The 21,524-nt window shown below is 61.0% G+C and carries 18 protein-coding genes; 9 read left to right on the forward strand and 9 right to left on the reverse strand.

Annotated elements, in window-relative coordinates; translation table 11 throughout:
* Positions 1–202: 202 nt before the first annotated feature.
* The 6 genes from H097_RS07045 to H097_RS07070 form a co-directional block, all read right to left on the reverse strand.
* A complete protein-coding gene (locus H097_RS07045; protein WP_032858524.1) occupies positions 203–1,030 on the reverse strand; it encodes an ABC transporter permease in 828 nt (275 codons plus the stop codon).
* 12 nt (positions 1,031–1,042) lie between these two features.
* Entirely contained in the window at positions 1,043–2,290 is a 1,248-nt protein-coding gene (locus H097_RS07050; RefSeq protein ID WP_032858526.1) for an ABC transporter permease, read from the reverse strand.
* Between the two features lie 140 nt (positions 2,291–2,430).
* Positions 2,431–3,471, reverse strand: coding sequence for an ABC transporter substrate-binding protein (locus H097_RS07055; protein WP_032858528.1), 1,041 nt, complete (start codon positions 3,469–3,471; stop codon positions 2,431–2,433).
* A 46-nt stretch (positions 3,472–3,517) separates the two neighbouring features.
* Positions 3,518–4,630 (reverse strand): ABC transporter ATP-binding protein, encoded by a 1,113-nt coding sequence (locus tag H097_RS07060; RefSeq protein WP_032858529.1) that lies wholly within the window; start codon positions 4,628–4,630, stop codon positions 3,518–3,520.
* Between the two features lie 252 nt (positions 4,631–4,882).
* Positions 4,883–5,512 (reverse strand): response regulator transcription factor, encoded by a 630-nt coding sequence (locus tag H097_RS07065; RefSeq protein WP_029296794.1) that lies wholly within the window; start codon positions 5,510–5,512, stop codon positions 4,883–4,885.
* A 21-nt stretch (positions 5,513–5,533) separates the two neighbouring features.
* The gene (locus H097_RS07070) at positions 5,534–7,924 is read right to left on the reverse strand and encodes a transporter substrate-binding domain-containing protein (RefSeq protein WP_191982821.1); all 2,391 of its coding nucleotides are present in this window, start codon (positions 7,922–7,924) and stop codon (positions 5,534–5,536) included.
* A 61-nt stretch (positions 7,925–7,985) separates the two neighbouring features.
* Here H097_RS07070 and H097_RS07075 point away from each other — a divergent pair, with 61 nt between their 5' ends.
* Positions 7,986–8,963: an alpha/beta hydrolase family protein gene (locus tag H097_RS07075; protein WP_032858532.1), complete on the forward strand. Its 978-nt coding sequence runs from the start codon at positions 7,986–7,988 to the stop codon at positions 8,961–8,963.
* Between the two features lie 114 nt (positions 8,964–9,077).
* Here H097_RS07075 and H097_RS07080 read toward each other — a convergent pair whose 3' ends face one another.
* Genes H097_RS07080 through H097_RS07090 form a run of 3 tightly spaced genes read right to left on the reverse strand, consistent with a single transcriptional unit; the run spans position 9,078 to position 11,543 of the window.
* Entirely contained in the window at positions 9,078–9,845 is a 768-nt protein-coding gene (locus H097_RS07080) for a DnaJ domain-containing protein (RefSeq protein ID WP_032858533.1), read from the reverse strand.
* A gap of 1 nt (position 9,846) precedes the next feature.
* Entirely contained in the window at positions 9,847–10,521 is a 675-nt protein-coding gene (gene murU, locus H097_RS07085; RefSeq protein ID WP_032858535.1) for an N-acetylmuramate alpha-1-phosphate uridylyltransferase MurU, read from the reverse strand.
* Positions 10,518–11,543 (reverse strand): phosphotransferase, encoded by a 1,026-nt coding sequence (locus H097_RS07090; protein WP_032858537.1) that lies wholly within the window; start codon positions 11,541–11,543, stop codon positions 10,518–10,520. Before H097_RS07090 ends, murU begins: the two co-directional genes overlap by 4 nt.
* Before the next feature lie 130 nt (positions 11,544–11,673).
* Here H097_RS07090 and H097_RS07095 point away from each other — a divergent pair, with 130 nt between their 5' ends.
* The 8 genes from H097_RS07095 (at position 11,674) to H097_RS07130 (ending at position 21,492) form a co-directional block, all read left to right on the forward strand.
* Entirely contained in the window at positions 11,674–14,445 is a 2,772-nt protein-coding gene (locus tag H097_RS07095) for an LPS-assembly protein LptD (protein ID WP_032858538.1), read from the forward strand.
* Positions 14,426–15,760, forward strand: coding sequence for a peptidylprolyl isomerase (locus H097_RS07100; protein WP_191982820.1), 1,335 nt, complete (start codon positions 14,426–14,428; stop codon positions 15,758–15,760). The genes H097_RS07095 and H097_RS07100 overlap by 20 nt, the downstream gene beginning before the upstream one ends.
* Positions 15,757–16,746 carry a 4-hydroxythreonine-4-phosphate dehydrogenase PdxA gene (pdxA, locus tag H097_RS07105; RefSeq protein WP_032858540.1) on the forward strand — a complete coding sequence of 330 codons (990 nt, stop codon included), beginning with the start codon at positions 15,757–15,759 and terminating at the stop codon, positions 16,744–16,746. Before H097_RS07100 ends, pdxA begins: the two co-directional genes overlap by 4 nt.
* A complete protein-coding gene (rsmA, locus tag H097_RS07110) occupies positions 16,743–17,555 on the forward strand; it encodes a 16S rRNA (adenine(1518)-N(6)/adenine(1519)-N(6))-dimethyltransferase RsmA (protein WP_032858542.1) in 813 nt (270 codons plus the stop codon). Before pdxA ends, rsmA begins: the two co-directional genes overlap by 4 nt.
* Positions 17,556–17,692: 137 nt before the next feature.
* Positions 17,693–18,073 carry a Co2+/Mg2+ efflux protein ApaG gene (gene apaG, locus H097_RS07115; protein ID WP_032858544.1) on the forward strand — a complete coding sequence of 127 codons (381 nt, stop codon included), beginning with the start codon at positions 17,693–17,695 and terminating at the stop codon, positions 18,071–18,073.
* Positions 18,073–18,924 carry a symmetrical bis(5'-nucleosyl)-tetraphosphatase gene (locus H097_RS07120; protein ID WP_032858546.1) on the forward strand — a complete coding sequence of 284 codons (852 nt, stop codon included), beginning with the start codon at positions 18,073–18,075 and terminating at the stop codon, positions 18,922–18,924. Before apaG ends, H097_RS07120 begins: the two co-directional genes overlap by 1 nt.
* A 32-nt stretch (positions 18,925–18,956) precedes the next feature.
* On the forward strand, positions 18,957–19,286 hold the full coding sequence (gene glpE, locus H097_RS07125; RefSeq protein WP_032858547.1) for a thiosulfate sulfurtransferase GlpE: 330 nt from the start codon (positions 18,957–18,959) through the stop codon (positions 19,284–19,286).
* A gap of 283 nt (positions 19,287–19,569) precedes the next feature.
* The gene (locus tag H097_RS07130) at positions 19,570–21,492 is read left to right on the forward strand and encodes a PrkA family serine protein kinase (protein ID WP_017739508.1); all 1,923 of its coding nucleotides are present in this window, start codon (positions 19,570–19,572) and stop codon (positions 21,490–21,492) included.
* The last annotated feature ends 32 nt before the right edge of the window (positions 21,493–21,524 follow it).

A 21,524-nucleotide genomic window follows, 5' to 3' on the forward strand; every position in this document is an offset into this window, starting at 1 on the left:
TATAGGTTGGGGGGCTGGCACAAGAATAGCTGGGGAATATGGGTTGTCTGCCATTCAGCGGCTGAATGGTCAGATGACTCAAGGCGGGCCGTTCAATGTTGGAGCTGGCTTGCCTGCGATGGTATCGGCTCGGTGTGTCAGGTGTACCGAGGTGATGCCATCGCAGGCAAGCCAGCTCCCACAGGTGATCGGGTTTCAGCAGTCAGACCTGCGCGGTGCGCAGTTTTTCGCTACGGCCACGCAGCCATTCCAGGGTCAGCAGCAATACCACCGAGAAGGCAATCAGCAAGGTCGCCGCTGCGGCGATGGTCGGGCTGAGGTTTTCGCGGATGCCACTGAACATCTGCCGAGGCAAGGTCGCCTGCTCGGGCCCGGCGAGGAACAGCGTCACCACCACCTCGTCGAAGGACGTGGCAAAGGCAAACAGTGCCCCGGAAATAACTCCCGGCGCAATCAGCGGCAGCGTCACCCGGCGAAAGGCAGTCAGTGGCGATGCACCCAGACTGGCCGCCGCCCGCACCAGGTTATGGTTGAACCCCTGCAAGGTCGCCGACACGGTAATGATCACAAACGGTACGCCCAACACCGCATGCACCACGATCAGCGAAAAGAAGCTGTTGCCCAATCCCAGCGGAGCGAAGAACAGATAACTGGCCACGCCGATAATCACCACTGGCACCACCATCGGCGAAATCACCAGGGCCATCACCAGCGCCTTGCCGGGGAAATGGCCACGGGTCAGGCCGATGGCTGCCAATGTGCCGAAGATCATCGCCAGCACCGTGGCCGCCGGGGCGACAATGATGCTGTTCTTCAAGGCGCGCATCCATTCCGCCGAGGCGAAGAAGTCCTGGTACCAGTGCAACGAAAACCCCTGCAACGGGTACACCAAAAAACTCCCGGAGTTGAACGACAGCGGGATGATCACCAACACCGGCAGGATCAGGAACAACAGGATCAGGCCGCAGAGAATCCGCAAGCTGTAGAACCACACCCGCTCGATGGGTGACATGTAAGGACTGCTGGTCATTTCAGGCGCTCCTCAGCTCAGGCGCAGGCGGCTGGCGCCCACCAGCCAGTTGTAGATCAGGTACAAAACAACGGTCGCCAGCAGCAGCAAGCCGCCCAGCGCCGTGGCCATGCCCCAGTTGATGCTGGTGTTGGTGTAGAAAGCCACGAAGTAGCTGACCATCTGGTCGTTCGGGCTGCCCAGCAGCGCCGGGGTGATGTAGTAACCAATCGCCAGGATGAACACCAGCAGGCAGCCAGCGCCGACGCCGGCGTAGGTCTGCGGGAAGTACACCCGCCAGAAACTGGCAAATGGATGACAACCCAGGGAAATCGCCGCGCGCATATAGGTCGGCGAAATGCCTTTCATCACGCTGTAGATCGGCAGAATCATGAACGGCAGCAGGATATGCACCATGGAGATGTAGACCCCAAGCCGGTTGAACACCAGCTCCAGAGGTTTATCGATGATGCCCAGGCTCATCAGCGCGCCGTTGATCAGGCCGCCAGACTGCAACAGCACGATCCATGCAGCCACGCGCACCAGTACCGACGTCCAGAACGGCAACAGCACCAGAATCATCAGCAAGTTGCTTTGCCGCGCTGGCAGGTTGGCCAGCAGGTAGGCCAGCGGATAAGCCAGCAGCAAGCAGCACACAGTGATTACCAGGCCCATCCAGAAGGTACGGGCAAAGATATCGAGGTAGATCGCCTGATCCGGCGTGGCCGGCGCAACTTCGCCGAGGTCGTCGATACGGTGATCGACCGCCGCCAGCAGGTAATAAGGCGTCAGGCTGCTGGTGTTGCGGCGGATTGCCTGCCAGTACGCGGGGTCGCCCCAGCGTTCGTCGAGGTTTTCCAGCGCTTCTTTATAAGAGGCCGGTGCTTCGCTAAACGGCAGCGCCCGCGCGGTCTTGGTCAACAGGCTGCGATAGCCTGCCAGTTCCATGTTCAAGCGTTTGGACAAATCGCCCAGGGTCTGGTTTTTGCGGGCCTCGCCCAGGTCCTCGCTGATGGCCCGGTACACCGGCTCGTCAGGCAGGCCGCGACCATCCCACGCGGTTACCGCGACCACGGTACGCGGCAGGCCGGCGACCACTTCCGGGTTGCCGACGCTTTTGTAGAGCAGCGCAACGATAGGCACCAGGAACACCAGCAGCAAAAACACCACCAGCGGCGCAATCAAGGCCTGGGCCTTCCAGCGATTAAGCCGCTCGGCACGCGCCAGGCGCTGTTTCAAGCTGGGGGTGGTGACCTCGTTCGAGGGAACGGCGATGGCCATGGCAAACTCCGGAAAATCTACTGTTGAGACCTCTGTAGGAGCTGGCTTGCCTGCGATGGCAGCGCCTCGGTGTATCAGGTGTACCGAGGTGATTCGATCGCAGGCAAGCCAGCTCCTACAGGGTTATGCGGCGTGGCTTATTACTTGGCGGCCCAGGAATTGAAGCGCTGCTCCAGTTGCTCGCCGTTATCCGCCCAGAAGCTCACATCGATCTGCACCTGGTTGGCGATGTTTTCCGGAGTGGTCGGCATATCCTTGAGGACGTCCTTGGCCAGCAGCGGCACGGCTTGGGTGTTGGCCGGGCCATAGGCGATGTTTTCGGAGTAGATTTTCTGTTGTTGCGGGGCGACCGAGAACGCGATGAATTTCTTCGCCACTTCTGCGCGCTCCTTGCTCAGGCCCTTGGGAATCGCCCAGGCATCGAAGTCGTAGATGCCGCCGTTCCACACCACCTTCAGGTTGCTTTCTTTCTGCACTGCAGCGATCCGGCCGTTGTAGGCCGAGCTCATGACCACATCGCCCGAGGCCAGGTACTGCGGCGGCTGTGCGCCGGCTTCCCACCACTGGATCGACGGTTTGAGTTCATCGAGTTTCTTGAAGGCACGGTCCTGGCCATCTTTGCTGGCCAGCACTTTGTACACATCCTTGGGCGCCACACCGTCGGCCATCAGGGCAAATTCCAGGGTGTATTTGGCGCCTTTGCGCAGGCCACGCTTGCCGGGGAATTTCTTGGTGTCCCAGAAATCCACCCAGCCGCCTGGTGGCGCTTTCAGCTTGTCGGCGTTGTAAGCCAGCACGGTGGACCACACGAAGAAACCCACGCCGCAGGGCTGGATCGCGCCTTTTACGTAATCTTCAGTCTTGCCGAACAACGCTGGGTCCAACGGTTCGAAGAGGTCTTCGTCACAGCCACGGGACAGTTCCGGCGACTCGACTTCCACCAGATCCCAAGACACGCTCTTGGTGTCGACCATGGCTTTGACCTTGGCCATCTCACCGTTGTACTCGCCAGCGATGATCTTGCCATTGCCCGCGCTTTCCCACGGGGCATAGAAGGCCTTGACCTGAGCCGCCTTGTTCGCGCCGCCAAACGACACCACTGTCAGGTCGGGACCTGCCATGACCTGTGAAGCACCCGCCAGGCCAATGGCCAGGGCGGTCAATTTCAGGGATCTCAACATTTATTGTTCTCTCCACGTGCAGGGTTGGGTGAAGCCAAGGGGGCGATCAATTCGCCTCTAGAAGTGGGTCGAGTGCGCGAACGTGCTCGACTTGCCAGCCAATCGGAACCACGTCGCCGACCGTCAGCGCCGTGTCCAGTTCGGCGATCGGTTGTTTCACAAAGAAATCGGCCTTGCCGCAGACCTCCAGGCGCACGCGTACGTGGTCGCCCAGGTAGATAAATTCCGCCACCCGGCCCGAGAAGCGATTGCTGCAGCTTTCGCTGGAACCGTTGAGACTGACCCGCTCCGGGCGCACCGACAGGGTCACCGGGCCACCGATCTGGCCGACGTTGACCGCCAGCGCCTCGACCTTCTCGCCCCGCGCCAACTCGACCACACACCGTTCGCCGGTATGGCTGTGCAGGCGGCCGTTCAAACGGTTGTTCTCGCCAATGAAGTTGGCGACAAAGGTATTTTTCGGTTCTTCATACAAGGTGCGCGGAGGGGCGATCTGCTGGATCTCGCCCTGGTGGAACACCGCCACCCGATCAGACATGGTCAGCGCTTCACCCTGGTCGTGGGTCACGTAGACCACGGTCACGCCGAGGCGCTGGTGCAGGTGCTTGATCTCCATCTGCATATGTTCACGCAGCTGTTTATCGAGAGCGCCGAGAGGTTCGTCCATCAGCACCAGTTGCGGTTCGAACACCAGTGCGCGGGCCAGCGCGACCCGTTGTTGCTGGCCGCCGGAAAGTTGCGCGGGGTAGCGCTGGGCGAAGGCATCGAGCTGGACCATGCTCAGCACACGTTTGACCCGCTCGCTGATATCGGTCTTGCTCAACCCCCTTACCGACAGGGGGAACGCCAGGTTCTCGGCCACAGTCATGTGCGGGAACAGCGCATAGTTCTGGAACACCATGCCAATGTCGCGCTTGTGCGGCGGCACATTGTTGATGGAGCGCCCGGCCAGCAGGATTTCCCCGGCTGTCGGGGTCTCGAAACCGGCGAGCATCATCAGGCTGGTGGTCTTGCCCGAACCGGACGGCCCCAGCAGGGTAAGAAACTCGCCTTTGCGAATGTCCAGGTTGAGGTCTTTGACGATCAGGTTCTCGCCGTCGTAGCTCTTCTGCACACCACGAAAGCTGACCAGCACATCATTTGAATCCACCTCGCTCATACCCGCACCTTTTTGTTTTGGACTGCTGTGGAGCTAGCGTAGTCCAGGCGCAAGCCCCCGGAAATCGGGGCGCAAGAGAGATTGGCATCAGCGCGATGGAAGGTTCGGGGTAGGGATTGCCCTACACGGATGGCGGGTAGGGAACAGTGCAGCGGCAAGCTTCAAGCGATAAGCCGCAAGCATGGGCTGCGGGGTGTTTCAGGAGTGTCGCAAATAGATACGTCCCCTGTAGGAGCATGGCAAGCCAGTCTCCTACAGGAGTTTGTGCTCCATCGCGTACTTCACCAGTTCTGCCAGGGAGGTGATGTTGAGCTTCTGCATCAACCGCGCCTTGTGGGTGCTGATGGTCTTGCTGCTCAAGGCCAGTTGCTGGGCGATATCGTTGACATTGGCGCCTTGGGCCAGGCGCTCGAACACCGAGAACTCACGCTCGGACAACAACGAGTGCAAGGGCCGGGCATCGGTGAGACCGACTTCAAACACCATGCGGTCGGCCAGGTCCGGGTCGATATAACGCCCGCCCGCGGCCACTTTGCGAATCGCCGTCAACAACAGGGCCGGATCACTGTCCTTGGTCGCATACCCCGCCGCGCCGACCTTCAGCGCCCGGGCGGCCATTTGCGCTTCGTCATGCATCGACAGCACCAGGATCGCCGGCGGATTGTTCAGCGCGCGAATCCGCGCAATCGCTTCCAGGCCGTTGACCCCGGGCATCGAGATATCCAGCAACACGACCTCACAGGGTGTATGGCGCAAGGCTTCCAACAGTTGCTCGCCATTCCCCGCCTCACCCACCACCAGCAGGTCCTTGGCCAGGCCGATCAACTGCTTGATGCCTTCGCGGACGATGGTGTGGTCTTCGGCTACCAATACGCGGATCACAGGGCTTTCCTCTTGTTGTGGTTAGGCATCCAGCGGCACTGTCACGCTCAGGGTGGTGCCCTCCCCCAGTTCGCTGTCGAGGGTCAACTGCCCGCCCATGATCAGCACGCGCTCGCGCATGCCCACAAGGCCAAACGACACCGGACGTCCTGGCGCAGGGACGAAGCCTGCACCATCATCACTGATGGTCAGTCGCAGGTGATCGCCGTCGACCACCAGGGTCAGCTCCACAGTATGCGCCTGGGCATGGCGCATGACATTGGTCAGGGCCTCTTGCAGGATGCGGAACAGGCCAATGGCCTTGGCGTCGCTCAGGGCTGGGAGGTTGTCCGGCACTTGCACCAGGCATGGAATCTGCGTGCGCGCCTCGAACCGCCGCGCCTGCCATTCGATGGCCGAGGCAATCCCGGCGTCGAGAATCGGCGGGCGCAGCGCGGTAGCCACATCACGGACCAGTTGAAACAACTGCGCGATCAAGCGCTTCATACTGTTCAGGCGCTCGTGCAGGCCGGGGTCCAACTGCGCGTAGGCCAACTCGCACATAGAGGTTTCCAGCTTCAACACGGTGAGCATTTGCCCCAGTTCATCGTGGACTTCACGGGCGATGCGCGCCTTCTCTTCCTCGCGCACGGTTTCCAGGTGGGCCGACAGCTCGCGCAGTTGCGCCCGCGAGGCGTCCAGCTCCAACTCGATACGCTTGCTGTCGCTGATGTCCCAGACGATCCCGTCCCAGACCACCGCGCCATCGGCCAGGCGCCGGGTAACGGCCTTGATCTCGGCCCAGCGCTGCTCGCCCTGGCGAGTGAGGATGCGGCCCTGCCACGACCAGTTGCTCTCGCTGTCGATGGCGTGGTCCTGGGTCTGGTGATAACTGGCCCGGTCATCGGGGTGGACCAGGCTGCGAATTCCCACATCACGGTGGCTGAGGAAAGATGGCGAGTACCCCACCAGGCGCTCGCTGCCTTCGCTGATATAGGCAAAGTCGATTTCAGCACTCCGCGCCAACCGCTCCAGGCGAAATACCATCCCCGGTACATTGGCGGCGATGCCTTGCAGGCGCGCTTCACTTTCCTGCAGGGCGGCCAATGCCCGGCGGCGCTCGGTAACGTCGGTGAGGTACACCACCAGGTATTCGCCGTCGGCAAAACGCAGGAAACTCAGCGACACATCCGTGGGTAACAGACTGCCATCGGCGCGCAGGCACTGGGTGGCAAAGCTCTGTGGCCCGTCCTCGCTGGCCCGGGCGCGCTTCCATAGGTGCAGCCAGCGGTCCATGCTCAAGTTGGGTTCGAACTCGATCAGCGGTCGCTCGATCAGCGCGCCCGAAGCGTAGCCGAGCATGGCTTCGGCAGCGACGTTGGCGTAGCGCACGTGACTGTCCCAGTTGACCCAGAGGATGCCGACGGTGCTTTGGTCGATGGAAAACTGGGTCAGGCGCAACGCTTCGGCACCCGCCGCACGGGCGGCGCTTTCTTCACGGGTTGCCAGCAGTTCCTGTTCCAGCACACGCTGGTGGCGGCGCTGCCACAGGGCAACCGCCAGACAGGCGAGCAACAACAGGCCCAGCAACAGGCTCAGGTTCTGCCAGAACCCCGGCGATTCCGAGAGCCGTGGGTATTTGGGTTGCAGCCAGCGGGCGTGCAATTGCTCCAGCTCCCGGGCGGGAATCGCCCGCAGGCCGCTCTCGATAATGTCCGCCAAAGGCTGCCAGTCACGTCGAGTGGCCACCCGCAGCAACTGAGGCAAACCAATATCACCGACCACCGCCAGAGCCGCGAACTCAGGCTCGGCGGACAGACGACTCAACTGCGCCTCATCAATCACCGCATAGCGCGCCTGCTGGCTGACCAACAATTGCAGGGCCTGGCGCTCCTGGGGCACGCCTTGCAGGTTCAGATTGGGGTAATTGCTGCGCAAGTAATCGGCCACCGCACTGGGCATGCGCACGGCGACCCGGGAATGTTCGTCGAGTTTTTCCAGGTCTACCGCACCGCTGCCGTCACGGATGCCCACGATATGCTGGGGCACACGCATATACGGGTCGGAAAACAGCCACAGGCGCAGCCCGGCCGGGGTTTGCAGCAGGCCAGGCGCGAGGTCGACCGCGTCTTCGCGCAAGGCCTCCTCCAACTGCTCTTGCGTGGAGAAGTTGCGCCAGGTCAGTTCGATATTCAACGCCTTGGCTAGCGCCTGCATCAGCTCGACATTGGCCCCGGACAACCGCTGCAGGCGCCGGTCGTATTGCGCGTAAGGTGCCTGCAACACCACGCCGACCCGCAGTTGCGGGTGCTGCGCCAGCCACTCGCGCTGCTGGGCGCTGAGCACCGCTGGCGGCACCACGGACGCAGGCGCGGCAATCGCCATCAAGGGAAAGCACAGGTAGCCGATAACCAGCAGACAGCGAAAAATCATCATTCACATCTCACATCCAACCCATTAGGCTGCCGGGATCACTTCTGGCCGGAATTGCACTATGCCCCTGCTTCACCGTTCGACACTGCCAGCATTGTGCCTGTCGCTCCTGTTTACCAGCACCTTTTGCGTGCAGGCGGCGGACACCGCGCCGGCTACCGCCGAAAAACCAGTGCAACGCCTGCCTCTGCCCGAGCGCAGCCAGGAGGAAGCCAGCGCCCTTGAGCGGCAACTGCCACCCCAGGAGCAGCAACAATTGCAGGCAGGCGATGAGTCATTCCTGGCCCTGTGGAAGCCGGCCAACAGCGCCGAACCGCAAGGTGTGGTGATTATCGTGCCGGGTGCCGGGGAAACTGCTGACTGGCCGCAGGCAATCGGGCCTTTGCGCCAGAAGTTGCCGGATGCCGCCTGGGGCAGCCTGAGTTTGTCGCTACCCGACCTGAGCCTGGACACCCTGCCGCCTCGGGTCATCCAGGCTCCCGACGCGGCCGTCGACACCAGCAGCAAGGATGCCAGCACCGCCGCGCCCAAACCGATCGAACAGGCGGCCAGCGCCGAAGCCGAGGGCACCGACCCGGCCGTGGTTGCCGGCGTGGATGAGCAGGACAAGACCGATGCGACACGGATCTTCGCCCGTATCGATGCCGCCGTGGCCTTCGCCCAGACCCAGAGCGCCCGCAGTGTGGTGGTGCTGGGGCACGGCACCGGGGCCTGGTGGGCAGCGCGCTACCTGAGCGAAAAACAACCTGCCCAGGTGCAGAAGTTCATCATGGTCGCCGCGCAAACGCCGGTGGGTCGTCAACCGGACCTGCAACAGTTGGCGCCGACCTTGAAGCTGGCGACCGCCGATGTCTTCTACCAGGACAACGCCCTGGCAAGCAAAATGGCGCTGGAACGCAGCCAGGCGAGCAAGCGGCTGAAGAATGACAACTACAAGCAAGTGTCGTTGAAGACCATCCCCGGTAATAGCTCGGCCGGGCAGGAACAGTTGTACCGACGCATTCGCGGCTGGTTGAGCCCGCAAAACAGCGGAAGCTGACCGCCCCCTTGTAGGAGCGAGCTTGCTCGCGAAAAACCTGAGGTCGCCGCGTTTAGCCAGAATAAACGCATTGAGCTTACGTTTTTCGCGAGCAAGCTCGCTCTTACAAAGGGCTCAGCGGAAATTGCGCTGCTCGCGAATTATCGTATAAGCACTATGCAGCTCACGCGTGCGCTCGGTGGCCTCGCGCACTTGCGCAGGGCTGGCGCCGCTGCCGGCAATCTTGTCCGGGTGATGACGGCTGAGCAGCCGTCGATAGGCACGCTTGATGGCCGCAGGTTCCGCAGTGGCGCTCACACCGAGAATCCGCAGGGCTTCCTGGTAGGTGCCACCGCGAGTGGCCAGGGGTTTGCGCTCCGGCTCGTAATCTTGAGCCAGGGCCTGGATCTGTTGCGGCGTCCACCCCAGCCACTTACCCCAGAGTTCGATCAGGTCGCGCTCGGCATGGCTGGCCTTACCGTCGGCCCAGACCATGCGCCAGCAGGCGCGCAGCACGCCTTCTGCCGCATGGGGCTGGGCCTTGAGCACACGCAGGTAACTGCGCACGCGATCGGTCCCCGACTTGCCCCGATTGAACGCCGCAATCGCACGGCGCTGGGCCGGCTCGGTCATATCCAGCGAACGCATTTCCACCCGCGCCTGCTGGATATGCCCGTCCACCACCCGCCCGTTGCTCTTGGCCAGACGACCCAACAACACAAACAGCAATTCGTCATTACGCAGCGTCGGACGGCCGCCCAGGCGCTCGCGCAGGTGCGCCCAACTGCGCAATTGCAGGCGCCGATCCAGCGCCTGGCCCAATAACGCACCCAACATGGCCCCCGGAATGCTGGCGATGGCAAACCCCGCCCCGGCTCCGATCAGCGTCCCTGGCCACAGCATCTTACTGGCCCACGGTCAGCAGGTGTTCGACCTGCTCCAGGCGCTCCAGCGTACCGACGTCAATCCAGCGTCCATCCATGTGTTCCCCCGTGACCAAGCCTTGAGCCATCGCTGTGCGCAACAACGGCGCCAGCTTGAAGGCACCGGCACTGCAACCCGCGAACAGTTTGGGATGCAGCACCGAAATACCACTGAAGGTCAGGTTATCGGCACCGGGCGCGGCATCATGAAGCAAACCGTCCTTGATATAGAAATCGCCACCGCTGGGGTGATGCGCCGGGTTGTCGACCATCACCAGATGCGCCAGGCCGCTTGGGGGCTGCTTGAGGCGGGCAAAGTCGTAGTCGGTCCAGATATCGCCATTGACCACCAGGAACGGCTCGTCGCCCAGCAAGGGCAAGGCCTGGAAAATCCCGCCGCCGGTTTCCAGGGGCTCGCCTTCCGGGGAATAGCGGATCCGCAGGCCAAATTGCGCACCGTCCCCCAAGTAACTCTCGATTTGCTGGCCCAGCCAGGCATGGTTGATGACGATATCGGTGAATCCCGCTTTCGCCAGCGCCTCCAGGTGATACTCGATCAGGCGCTTGCCACCGGCCTGGACCAGTGGCTTGGGGGTGTGCAAGGTCAGCGGGCGCATCCGCTCGCCCTTGCCTGCTGCGAGGATCATGGCCTTCATGCGTGGGCCTCGGCCGGTTGGCGCAGGCTGGCCAGCAACTCGCCCAATTCAGCCAGCTCCGGGCGATCCGCCAACACCGCTTCTATATAAGCAAAGAAGCGCGGCACGTCCGCCAGGTAGCGGGGCTTGCCATCACGGTGGCAGATACGCGCGAAGATACCGATGACCTTGAGGTGACGCTGCACCCCCATCAAGTCGCTGGCACGCAGGAAGTCTTCAAAATCCGCCTGTACCGGGATGCCCAATTGGCCAGCACGCTGCCAATAGCCGCGCTGCCATTCACGCACCCGCGCCTGGGGCCAACTGAGGAAGGCGTCCTTGAACAGACAGGTGATGTCATAAGTGACGGGGCCGTAGACCGCATCCTGGAAGTCCAGCACGCCAGGGTTAGGGGCGCTGATCATCAGGTTACGCGGCATATAGTCGCGATGCACCAAGACCTTGGGCTGGGCCAGGGCACTGTCGATCAACAATTGGCTGACCCGTTGCCACAGGGCCAGTTGCTGCTCGTCAAGCTCGATGCCCAGGTGCCGGCGCACGTACCACTCGGGAAACAGCTCAAGTTCGCGGCGCAACAATGCCACGTCATAGCTGGGCAACCCGGCGTCCATCGGCAATTGCTGGAAAGCCAGCAGCGCGTCGATGGCATCGGCAAACAATTGATCGGCATTTTCGCCGTCAATCACATCCAAATAGGTTTTTTGGCCAAGGTCGTTAAGCAAAAGAAAGCCCTGGGACAAATCTTCTGCATATATTTGCGGAACATTTATGTCTGATTTCGCCAGCATTCGAGCGATATCGACGAAAGGTTTGCAGTTTTCCTGGGGGGGCGGAGCGTCCATCACAATGAATGTGCGGCCCTCGCCCTCCCAGCGGAAGTACCGCCTGAAACTCGCGTCGCTGCTGGCCCCGGTCAATGTGGCCGGGGGCACGGCACCCCAACCCTGAGTCGCAAAAAGGATAGGTAACTGCTGATCAAGCCAGACTTTCAGGTGTTGCAAACGTAGATCTTGGTCGGGCATTACAAGGGTCTCCGACGGCGCTAGCCGTCAAGCGGGTCATGCTTTATTATCACCCATCTTTTTCAGACCATCGAGAGGCGTGCGGCCCACACCGCGGGCAGATGGCACGCAGGAAGCCCGGACTAATAAGATGGCATTGAAATCCCCCGCGTTTCGTAGAAAATTTCCGTTGCTGGTAACCGGCAGTCTGCTGGCCATGCAACCCTTCGCCACCTCATTCGTGGTCGCCGCGGAACAGTATGACTGCTCAGTCTCTGCTTCGGGTGCCTGGGATTGCGCGCCGAAAGCCAGCGCAGCCCCTTTGCCACCGCGTCCGGTGCATGACGGCAGTGCCGTCAGTTCGGCCAACAGCACGCCGCAAGGCGAAGCTGCGGGTGCCGAAGCCGTGCCGCAGACCAAGCTGGTCACCGAATCCAAGGGCCGTGGCCTGCGTTCGCGCAGCGCCGACTACAGCCACCTGGACTGGGTCCCTCGGGAAAACCTCACCGCCGCGCAACTGGCCGAAACCGGTCCTTATTGCGCCGGTGCGTACGTCGAGCCGATCCGTCCTGGCATGAACGACAAGACGAACAAGAGCGACGCGCCGACCTTCATCGGTGCCAAGGCCTCTCGTTACGAGCAGGAAACCCAAGTGGCCACCTTGGCCGGTGACGTGGTCATGCGCCAGGGCAGCATGCAGGTCGAGGCCGAAGAGGCCAGCCTGTACCAAGCTGAAAACCGTGGCGAGCTGAACGGCAACGTCCGCCTGCGCGACAATGGCGCGCTGATTGTCGGCGACCATGCCCAAGTCCAGTTGGACACCGGCGCCGCGCAGATCGACAACGCCGAATACGTGATGCACAAATCGCGCATCCGCGGTAACGCGCTGTACGCCAAGCGTGCCGAAAACGCGATCATCCGTCTCAAGGACGGTACGTACACCACCTGCGAGCCGGACAGCAATGCCTGGCAACTGCGCGGCAACAACATCACGCTGAACCCGGCCACCGGCTTCGGTACGGCGACCAACGCGACGTTGCGGGTCAAGAACATCCCGATCCTGTACACCCCGTACATCTACTTCCCGATTGACGATCGTCGTCAGTCCGGCTTCCTGCCGCCGAGCTTCAGTTCGGGCGGGGAAAGTGGCTTTACGCTGGTGACGCCTTACTACTTCAACCTGGCGCCTAACTACGATGCCACGTTGTATCCGCGCTACATGACCAAGCGTGGCTTGCTGATGGAAGGCGAATTCCGCTACCTCACCAAGTCCAGCGAAGGTCAGGTCGGCGGTGCTTACCTGAACGACGACAACGACGAACGCAGCAAGCAGACGGATTTCGAGAAAACCCGCTGGATGCTCAACTGGCAGCACAAGGGCGGCCTGGATTCGCGCGTCATGACTGAAGTCGACTACACCGACATCAGCGACCCGTACTACTTCCAGGATCTGCAGACTGATCAGATTGGTGTTGAGCGGCGTGATGCGCTTAATCAGCAAGGTGCGGTCAACTATCGCGGTGACAACTACAATGCGCGACTGAACTTGCAAGCGTATAAGTTGGCGACGATTTCCCAGATTACGCCGTATAACCGTCTGCCGCAGATCACCTTCAATGGTTCGCTGCCCTACCATCCGGGCGGTCTGAACTTTGCGTATGACACCGAAGCGGTAAGGTTTGACCGGGATCTTGAGACTGGGGACTTTACTGACAAGGATGGCGTACCGTCCCGACGCCTTGATACCTACGTCACCGGCCTGACCCGTGCCAACGGGACACGGTTGAATGTAGCGCCAAGTGTTTCGCGACCGATGAACTGGAGCTACGGTTTCATTACACCGAAGCTCAAGTATGCCTACACCAAGTACGATCTTGATCTTGACAGTACCGGCAAGTCGCAACTGGCTGCTGGCCAGAAGTTCAAGAGTTCTCAAGATCGCTCCATACCAATCGCCAGCGTCGACAGCGGGCTATTCTTTGACCGCAGCACCCAGTGGTTCGGCAAAGACTACAACCAGACCCTGGAGCCGCGCCTGTTCTATCTCTATGTTCCGGAGAAAGATCAGGACGATATCCCTGTGTTCGATACCAGCGAAACCTCGTTCAGCTACAGCTCGCTCTTTCGCGACAACCGCTTCTCGGGTTCTGACCGGATCGGCGACGAAAACAAACTGTCCCTGGGCGTAACCAGCCGCTGGATCGAAGAAAACGGCTTTGAGCGTCAGCGCGTTTCCGTCGGTCAGGCCTTGTACTTCAAGGATCGTGAAGTGCAACTGCCTGGCATCGTGGCCGCCGACCGTGCGGATTCGCGGTCAGACGTCTCACCAATCGCCCTGGACTACGAGTTCCGCTTCAACCGCGACTGGCGCGCGACCGCCGACTACAACTGGGACACCGAAGAGCACGCGGCCCGCTCCGGCAGCGCGATGTTCCACTACCAGCCGGAAGACAACCCGAACAAGGTTATCAACGTTGGTTATCGCTATCGCAACGACCAAGTTGTCTACAACCAGTTGACCGGCAAATGGCAATTCGGTGGTGACTACGGCCAGGTAGGCGATGCGAACTACGTGAAGGATTACTACAAAATCCAGCAACACGACTTCTCGATGATGTGGCCGATCATTCCGCAGTGGAACCTGATCACCCGCTGGCAGTATGACTATGCACGCAACCGTACCCTGGAAGCCTTCGGTGGTTTCGAGTACGACAACTGCTGCTGGAAACTGCGTGTGATCAACCGTTATTGGGTTTCCAACGACGAATACACCCAGATCGCCCCGCTGAACGAAAAAGGCGACCACGGGCTCTTCCTCCAAATCGTCCTCAAGGGACTCGGCGGCCTGACTGGCGCCAAGGTAGAGAGCTTCCTCGACAAAGGTATCCAAGGTTATCGTGAACGTGAAGATCAAGCTTTCTGATTGTCTGCGCCCGCTGATGCTGGGCGCGCTGTTCCTGGGTACTGCTGCGGCACACGCGACAGTGCAACCGTTGGACAAGGTAGTGGCCATCGTCGATAACGACGTGATCATGCAGAGCCAACTGGACCAACGGGTCAAGGAAGTTCAGCAAACCATCGCCAAGCGTGGCGGTGGCGTGCCGCCGACCAGCGTCCTGGACCAGCAGGTGCTGGAACGCCTGATCGTCGAAAACCTGCAATTGCAGATTGGCGACCGCTCGGGTATCCGCATCACCGATGAAGAGCTGAACCAGGCCGTCGGCACCATCGCTCAGCGCAACAACATGAGCATTGATCAGTTCCGTGCGGCCCTGGCTCGTGATGGCCTCTCCTATGAGGACGCCCGTGACCAGATCCGCCGCGAAATGATCATCAGCCGCGTGCGCCAGCGCCGTGTGGCCGAACGCGTGCAGGTCTCGGAGCAGGAAGTGAAGAACTTCCTGGCCTCGGACCTGGGCAAGATGCAGCTCTCCGAAGAGCTGCGCCTGGCCAATATCCTGATCCCGACGCCAGACAGCGCCAACGCCGAGCAGCTCAACGCCGCAGCGGCCAAGACCCAGGCGATCTATGACCGTCTCAAGGCAGGTGCTGACTTTGCCCAGATGGCCATTGCCCAATCCGGCAGCGACAACGCCCTTGAAGGTGGTGACATGGGCTGGCGTAAAGCCGCTCAATTGCCACCACCGTTTGACCGTGAGCTGAGCGCCATGGAAGTGGGTGGTATCACCCAACCTGCGCGCACGCCTGGCGGCTTCATCATTCTCAAGTTGCTGGAGCGTCGCGGCGGTGAGGCTTCGTTGAAGGACGAAGTGCATGTCCGTCACATCCTGGTCAAGCCAAGCGAGATTCGCACCGAGGCTCAAACCAAGGAACTGGCGCAGAAGATCTATGAGCGCATCGAAGGCGGCGAAGACTTCGCCACCCTGGCCAAAAGCTTCTCGGAAGACCCGGGTTCTGCCCTCAACGGTGGCGACCTGAACTGGATCGACCCACGAGCCCTGGTGCCCGAGTTCCAGCAAGTCATGAACGATACGCCGCAAGGCGTACTGTCCAAGCCGTTCAAGACCCAATACGGCTGGCATGTCCTGGAAGTCCTTGGCCGCCGCGCCACCGACAACACCACCCAGGCCCGCGAGCAGCAAGCGCTGACCGTATTGCGTAACCGCAAGTACGATGAAGAGCTGCAAACCTGGTTGCGTCAGATCCGTGACGAAGCCTACGTGGAAAACAAGCTTCCTGGCGCCGAACCGACAGGCACCGACCAGGCAGCCCAGTGAAACCCCAGCGTTTCGCGTTGACACCCGGCGAGCCGGCCGGCATAGGTCCAGACCTGTGCCTGCTGCTCGCCTCGCACGCCCAGCCACATCCCCTGATTGCCATTACCAGCCGCGACCTGCTCCTTGAGCGGGCCGCGCAGTTGGGCGTGGCGGTCAACTTGCTGGACGTCGCACCGGGCAACTGGCCCGACCTGCCAGCACCCGCGGGCAGCCTGTATGTGTGGGACACCCCGCTGCAAGCCAAGGTGATCGCCGGGCATCTGGACAAAGCCAATGCGGCGTTTGTGCTAGAGACCCTGACCCGTGCCGGGCAAGGCTGCATCAACGGCGACTTCGCCGGCATGATCACCGCCCCTGTGCACAAAGGCGTGATCAACGAATCGGGCATCGCCTTTTCCGGTCACACCGAATTCCTCGCCGAGCTGACGAACACTGCGCAAGTGGTGATGATGTTGGCCACGCGCGGCTTGCGAGTCGCCTTGGTGACCACCCATCTGCCGCTGCGCGAGATTGCCGATGCCATTACCGTCGAACGCCTGGAGCGTGTAACGCGCATCCTGCACGCCGACCTGCAACAAAAATTCGGCATTGCCCAACCGCGCATCCTGGTCTGCGGGCTCAACCCCCACGCCGGCGAAGGCGGCCACTTGGGCCATGAAGAAATCGACATCATCGAACCAACCCTGGAGCGTCTGCGCCAAGAAGGCATGGACCTGCGTGGCCCACTGCCTGCGGACACTCTGTTTACCCCCAAATATCTGGAGCACTGCGATGCAGTGCTGGCGATGTACCATGATCAGGGGCTGCCAGTGCTGAAATACAAAGGCTTCGGCGCCGCAGTCAACGTGACACTAGGCCTGCCGATCATCCGCACCTCCGTCGACCATGGCACCGCCCTGGATTTGGCGGGCAGCGGCAAGATCGATACCGGCAGCCTGCACGTGGCCCTGGAAACCGCCTATCAGATGGCCGAGACCCGTATATGACCGAGCATTACCAACACCGGGCGCGCAAGCGCTTCGGGCAAAACTTCCTGCACGATGCCGGCGTCATCGACCGCATCCTGCGCTCCATCCACGCCAAGCCTGAAGACCGCCTGCTGGAAATCGGCCCGGGCCAGGGCGCACTGACCCAGGGCCTGCTCAACAGCGGCGGGCAGTTGGATGTAATTGAGCTGGATAAAGACCTGGTTCCAATCCTCAACCAGCAATTCGCCGGCAAGCCCAACTTCAACTTGCACCAGGGCGATGCACTGAAGTTCGACTTCAACAGCCTCAATGCTGCCCCCCACAGCCTGCGGGTTGTCGGCAACCTGCCGTATAACATCTCCACGCCGCTGATTTTTCACCTGCTGAACAACGCAGGCATCATCCGCGACATGCATTTCATGCTGCAGAAAGAAGTGGTCGAGCGCCTGGCGGCCGGCCCAGGCGGCGGTGATTGGGGTCGCCTGTCGATCATGGTTCAGTACCACTGCCGGGTCGAGCACCTGTTCAATGTGGGCCCGGGCGCGTTCAATCCGCCGCCAAAAGTCGATTCGGCGATTGTGCGCCTGGTGCCGCACGCCGTCCTTCCGCACCCGGCCAAGGATCATCGCCTGCTGGAGCGGGTAGTACGCGAAGCATTCAACCAGCGGCGCAAGACCTTGCGCAACACGCTCAAGGCACTCTTGAGCAACGCCGAGATCGAAGCCGCCGGTGTCGACGGCAGCCTGCGCCCGGAGCAGTTGGACCTGGCCGCGTTCGTGCGCCTGGCGGACCAGCTAGCCATCCAGCCAGCGCCCGCCGTCGACTGACCCACCGCCATCGCCGGCAAGCCGGCTCCTGCACGGGAGCGCACCAGGTCAGACAGCATGTCTGGCCTAGTGCCTACCTCATGGCCTAGACTGATCCGCATCTGCTGTCCTCCGCTTTTGCTCTTAAGGCCTCTTGCATGTCCGATCCTCGCTATCAGATCGACGTCAGCGTCGTCACCCGCTTCCTGGCGGAACAATCGCAACCCGAACAGAATCGCTATGCCTTTGCCTACACCGTCACGGTGAAGAACAATGGCCAGGTGCCTGCCAAGCTGTTGTCTCGCCACTGGGTGATCACCGACGGTGACGGCCATGTCGAGGAAGTGCGCGGTGCCGGCGTCATCGGCCAACAGCCACTGATCGGCAGCGGCGCAAGCCACACCTACAGCAGCGGCACCGTGATGACCTCCAAGGTCGGCACGATGCAAGGCAGCTACCAGATGCTTGCCGACGACGGCAAACACTTCGACGCCATCATTGCCCCCTTCCGCCTGGCGGTGCCGGGAGCCCTGCACTGATGGCAACCTATGCTGTCGGCGACCTGCAAGGCTGCCTGGAGCCGCTCAAATGCCTGCTTGACCGCGTAGCCTTCGACCCAGCCAAAGATCGCCTGTGGCTGGTGGGCGACTTGGTCAACCGCGGCCCGCAATCCCTGGAAACCCTGCGCTACCTGTATCGTCTACGCGACTCCCTGGTGTGCGTGCTGGGCAACCATGACCTGCACCTGTTGGCGGCCGGCAATAACATCGAGCGTCTGAAAAAGGGCGACACCCTGCGCGAAATCCTCGAAGCGCCGGATCGCGCCGAGCTGCTCGACTGGCTGCGCCGGCAGAAACTCGTGCATTACGATGAAAGTCGTAATACCGCCCTGGTACATGCCGGCATCCCGCCGCAGTGGACCCTCAAGAAGGCGCTCAAATGTGCCGCCGAAGTCGAAGCCGCCCTGGCCGATGACACCCTGTTCGCCACTTATCTGGACGGCATGTACGGCAATGAGCCGGTCAAGTGGGATAACGAGCTGACAGGCGTCGCCCGCCTGCGAGTCATCACCAACTACTTCACGCGCATGCGCTTTTGCACCGCCGAAGGCAAACTCGACCTAAAGAGCAAGGAAGGCGCAGAAACCGCCCTCCCCGGCTACAAACCCTGGTTCGCCCACAAGGAGCGCAAGACCCGTGAGACGAAGGTCATCTTCGGTCACTGGGCCGCCCTTGAAGGCCACTGCGACGAGCCCGGCGTATTCGCCCTCGACACCGGTTGTGTCTGGGGCGGCGCCATGACCCTGATGAACATCGACACCGGCGAGCGCCTGAGCTGCCAGTGCGAATCTCCCCTTCCCGTTACACTGCCGGCTGCCGCCAAGCGCTAGACGCCGCTTGCCGCCCGCCCAAGGAGCCCGCCATGAGCGAATTCAAACGTATCCCTCCCGAACAAGCCCAAGCCCTGCGTGAGCAAGGCGCCGTGGTGGTGGATATCCGTGACCAGCCTACTTACGCCGCTGCCCACATCAGCGGGGCCAAGCATTTGGACAACGTCAATATCGCCGACTTCATCCGTGCCGCCGACCTCGACGCACCGCTGATCGTCGCCTGCTATCACGGTAACTCCAGCCAGAGCGCGGCCGCCTATCTGGTCAGCCAGGGCTTCTCCGATGTCTACAGCCTGGACGGTGGCTTTGAGCTATGGCGTACGACCTATCCTGCAGAAATTGCCACAGGCGATTCGCAATAATTTTTTTCAAACCCCGCTACCCCGCGTCAAGCTTGGGCTCGCGCCGTTTCTGACGAACGGTGCGCCCAAACTAATTCGGCATCTCGCCTTGACCTCCCGGATTCCCAACTATCATTAAGCGCAGGCCATCCAAAACAGGGGAGAGCCGGTACACCGGCGTGCGGGTCATCGGTAGCGTTTCAGGGTGTTCTGGGGGGAAATGGCCACGGCAAGCGCCACTGGCTGCCAGCATCGACTGATTGATCCGGCGTCGGCTCCACGTATCGAGCGAGGTGACGACGTCATGAGTATTTTTAGCCACTTCCAACAACGCTTCGAGTCCACACAGCAGGAAGAACTCACGCTGCAAGAGTATCTTGAGCTGTGCAAAAAAGACCGCAGCACCTACGCATCTGCCGCCGAGCGCCTGCTACTGGCGATTGGCGAGCCTGAGCTGGTAGACACCTCCAACAACTCGCGGCTGTCGCGAATATTCTCCAACAAGGTGATCCGCCGCTACCCGGCCTTTGAAGACTTCCATGGCATGGAAGAATGCATCGACCAGATCGTCTCCTACTTCCGCCATGCCGCCCAAGGCCTGGAAGAGAAGAAACAGATCCTCTACCTGCTCGGCCCCGTGGGCGGCGGTAAATCTTCCCTGGCCGAAAAACTCAAGCAACTGATCGAAAAGGTGCCGTTCTACGCGATCAAGGGCTCCCCGGTGTTCGAGTCGCCCCTTGGCCTGTTCAACGCCACGGAAGATGGCGCAATCCTCGAAGAAGACTTCGGCATCCCACGGCGCTACCTCAACACCATCATGTCGCCCTGGGCCACCAAGCGCCTGGCCGAGTTTGGCGGCGATATCAGCCAGTTCCGGGTGGTGAAGCTCTATCCGTCAATCCTCAACCAGATCGGCGTCGCCAAGACCGAACCGGGGGATGAGAACAACCAGGATATTTCGGCACTGGTGGGCAAGGTCGATATTCGCAAACTGGAGGAGTTCCCACAGAACGACGCCGATGCCTATAGCTACTCGGGCGCGCTGTGCCGGGCCAACCAGGGCCTGATGGAATTCGTGGAGATGTTCAAAGCGCCGATCAAGGTGCTGCACCCACTGCTCACCGCGACCCAGGAAGGCAACTACAACAGTACCGAAGGCCTGGGGGCGATTCCGTTCACTGGCATCCTGCTGGCCCACTCCAACGAATCGGAGTGGCACACCTTCCGCAACAACAAGAACAACGAAGCCTTCATCGACCGGATCTATATCGTCAAGGTGCCGTACTGCCTGCGGGTCAGCGATGAAATCAAGATTTACGACAAGCTGCTGTTCAACAGCTCCCTGGCCAAGGCCCATTGCGCACCAGACACCCTGAAGATGCTCGCCCAGTTCACCGTGCTGTCGCGCCTCAAGGAGCCGGAAAACTCGAACATCTACTCGAAAATGCGCGTCTACGACGGGGAAAACCTCAAGGACACCGATCCCAAGGCCAAATCGATCCAGGAGTACCGCGATACGGCGGGCGTGGATGAGGGCATGAACGGCCTGTCGACCCGCTTCGCGTTCAAGATCCTGTCCAAAGTCTTCAACTTCGACCCCCATGAGATCGCGGCCAACCCGGTGCACCTGCTCTATGTACTGGAGCAGCAGATCGAACAGGAGCAATTCCAGGCCGAAACCCGCGAGCGCTACCTGCGCTTCCTCAAGGAGTACCTGGCACCGCGCTATATCGAGTTCATCGGCAAGGAAATCCAGACCGCTTACCTGGAGTCCTACAGCGAATACGGCCAGAACATCTTCGATCGCTATGTGCTTTACGCAGACTTCTGGATTCAGGACCAGGAATATCGCGACCCGGAAACCGGCGAGATCCTCAACCGCGTGGCCCTCAACGAGGAACTGGAGAAGATCGAGAAGCCGGCCGGCATCAGCAATCCGAAGGATTTCCGCAACGAAATCGTCAACTTCGTGTTGCGCGCCCGGGCCAACAACAACGGCAAGAACCCTACCTGGCTCAGCTACGAGAAGCTGCGGGTGGTCATCGAGAAGAAAATGTTCTCCAACACCGAGGATCTGCTGCCGGTCATCAGCTTCAACGCCAAGGCCAGTAAGGAGGACCAGCAAAAACACAACGACTTCGTCACACGAATGGTCGAGCGCGGCTACACCGACAAACAGGTACGCCTGCTCTCCGAGTGGTACCTGCGGGTCAGAAAATCCCAGTAAGGCAGCGACAAGCGGCACGCTGCAGGCTACTG

The organism is Pseudomonas sp. FH4, assembly GCF_000510915.2.
GTDB classification, from domain to species: domain Bacteria; phylum Pseudomonadota; class Gammaproteobacteria; order Pseudomonadales; family Pseudomonadaceae; genus Aquipseudomonas; species Aquipseudomonas brenneri.

Bases quoted from the DNA above. Each gene is read 5' to 3' on its own strand.
- murU (WP_032858535.1), bottom strand. From the start codon at position 10,521: ATGAAGGCCATGATCCTCGCAGCAGGCAAGGGCGAGCGGATGCGCCCG.
- H097_RS07090 (WP_032858537.1), bottom strand. From the start codon at position 11,543: ATGCCCGACCAAGATCTACGTTTGCAACACCTGAAAGTCTGGCTTGAT.
- H097_RS07075 (WP_032858532.1), top strand. From the start codon at position 7,986: ATGCCCCTGCTTCACCGTTCGACACTGCCAGCATTGTGCCTGTCGCTC.
- glpE (WP_032858547.1), top strand. From the start codon at position 18,957: ATGAGCGAATTCAAACGTATCCCTCCCGAACAAGCCCAAGCCCTGCGT.
- H097_RS07095 (WP_032858538.1), top strand. From the start codon at position 11,674: ATGGCATTGAAATCCCCCGCGTTTCGTAGAAAATTTCCGTTGCTGGTA.
- H097_RS07070 (WP_191982821.1), bottom strand. From the start codon at position 7,924: ATGATTTTTCGCTGTCTGCTGGTTATCGGCTACCTGTGCTTTCCCTTG.
- apaG (WP_032858544.1), top strand. From the start codon at position 17,693: ATGTCCGATCCTCGCTATCAGATCGACGTCAGCGTCGTCACCCGCTTC.
- H097_RS07060 (WP_032858529.1), bottom strand. From the start codon at position 4,630: ATGAGCGAGGTGGATTCAAATGATGTGCTGGTCAGCTTTCGTGGTGTG.
- H097_RS07045 (WP_032858524.1), bottom strand. From the start codon at position 1,030: ATGACCAGCAGTCCTTACATGTCACCCATCGAGCGGGTGTGGTTCTAC.
- H097_RS07080 (WP_032858533.1), bottom strand. From the start codon at position 9,845: ATGCTGTGGCCAGGGACGCTGATCGGAGCCGGGGCGGGGTTTGCCATC.
- H097_RS07120 (WP_032858546.1), top strand. From the start codon at position 18,073: ATGGCAACCTATGCTGTCGGCGACCTGCAAGGCTGCCTGGAGCCGCTC.
- H097_RS07055 (WP_032858528.1), bottom strand. From the start codon at position 3,471: ATGTTGAGATCCCTGAAATTGACCGCCCTGGCCATTGGCCTGGCGGGT.
- H097_RS07130 (WP_017739508.1), top strand. From the start codon at position 19,570: ATGAGTATTTTTAGCCACTTCCAACAACGCTTCGAGTCCACACAGCAG.
- H097_RS07050 (WP_032858526.1), bottom strand. From the start codon at position 2,290: ATGGCCATCGCCGTTCCCTCGAACGAGGTCACCACCCCCAGCTTGAAA.
- rsmA (WP_032858542.1), top strand. From the start codon at position 16,743: ATGACCGAGCATTACCAACACCGGGCGCGCAAGCGCTTCGGGCAAAAC.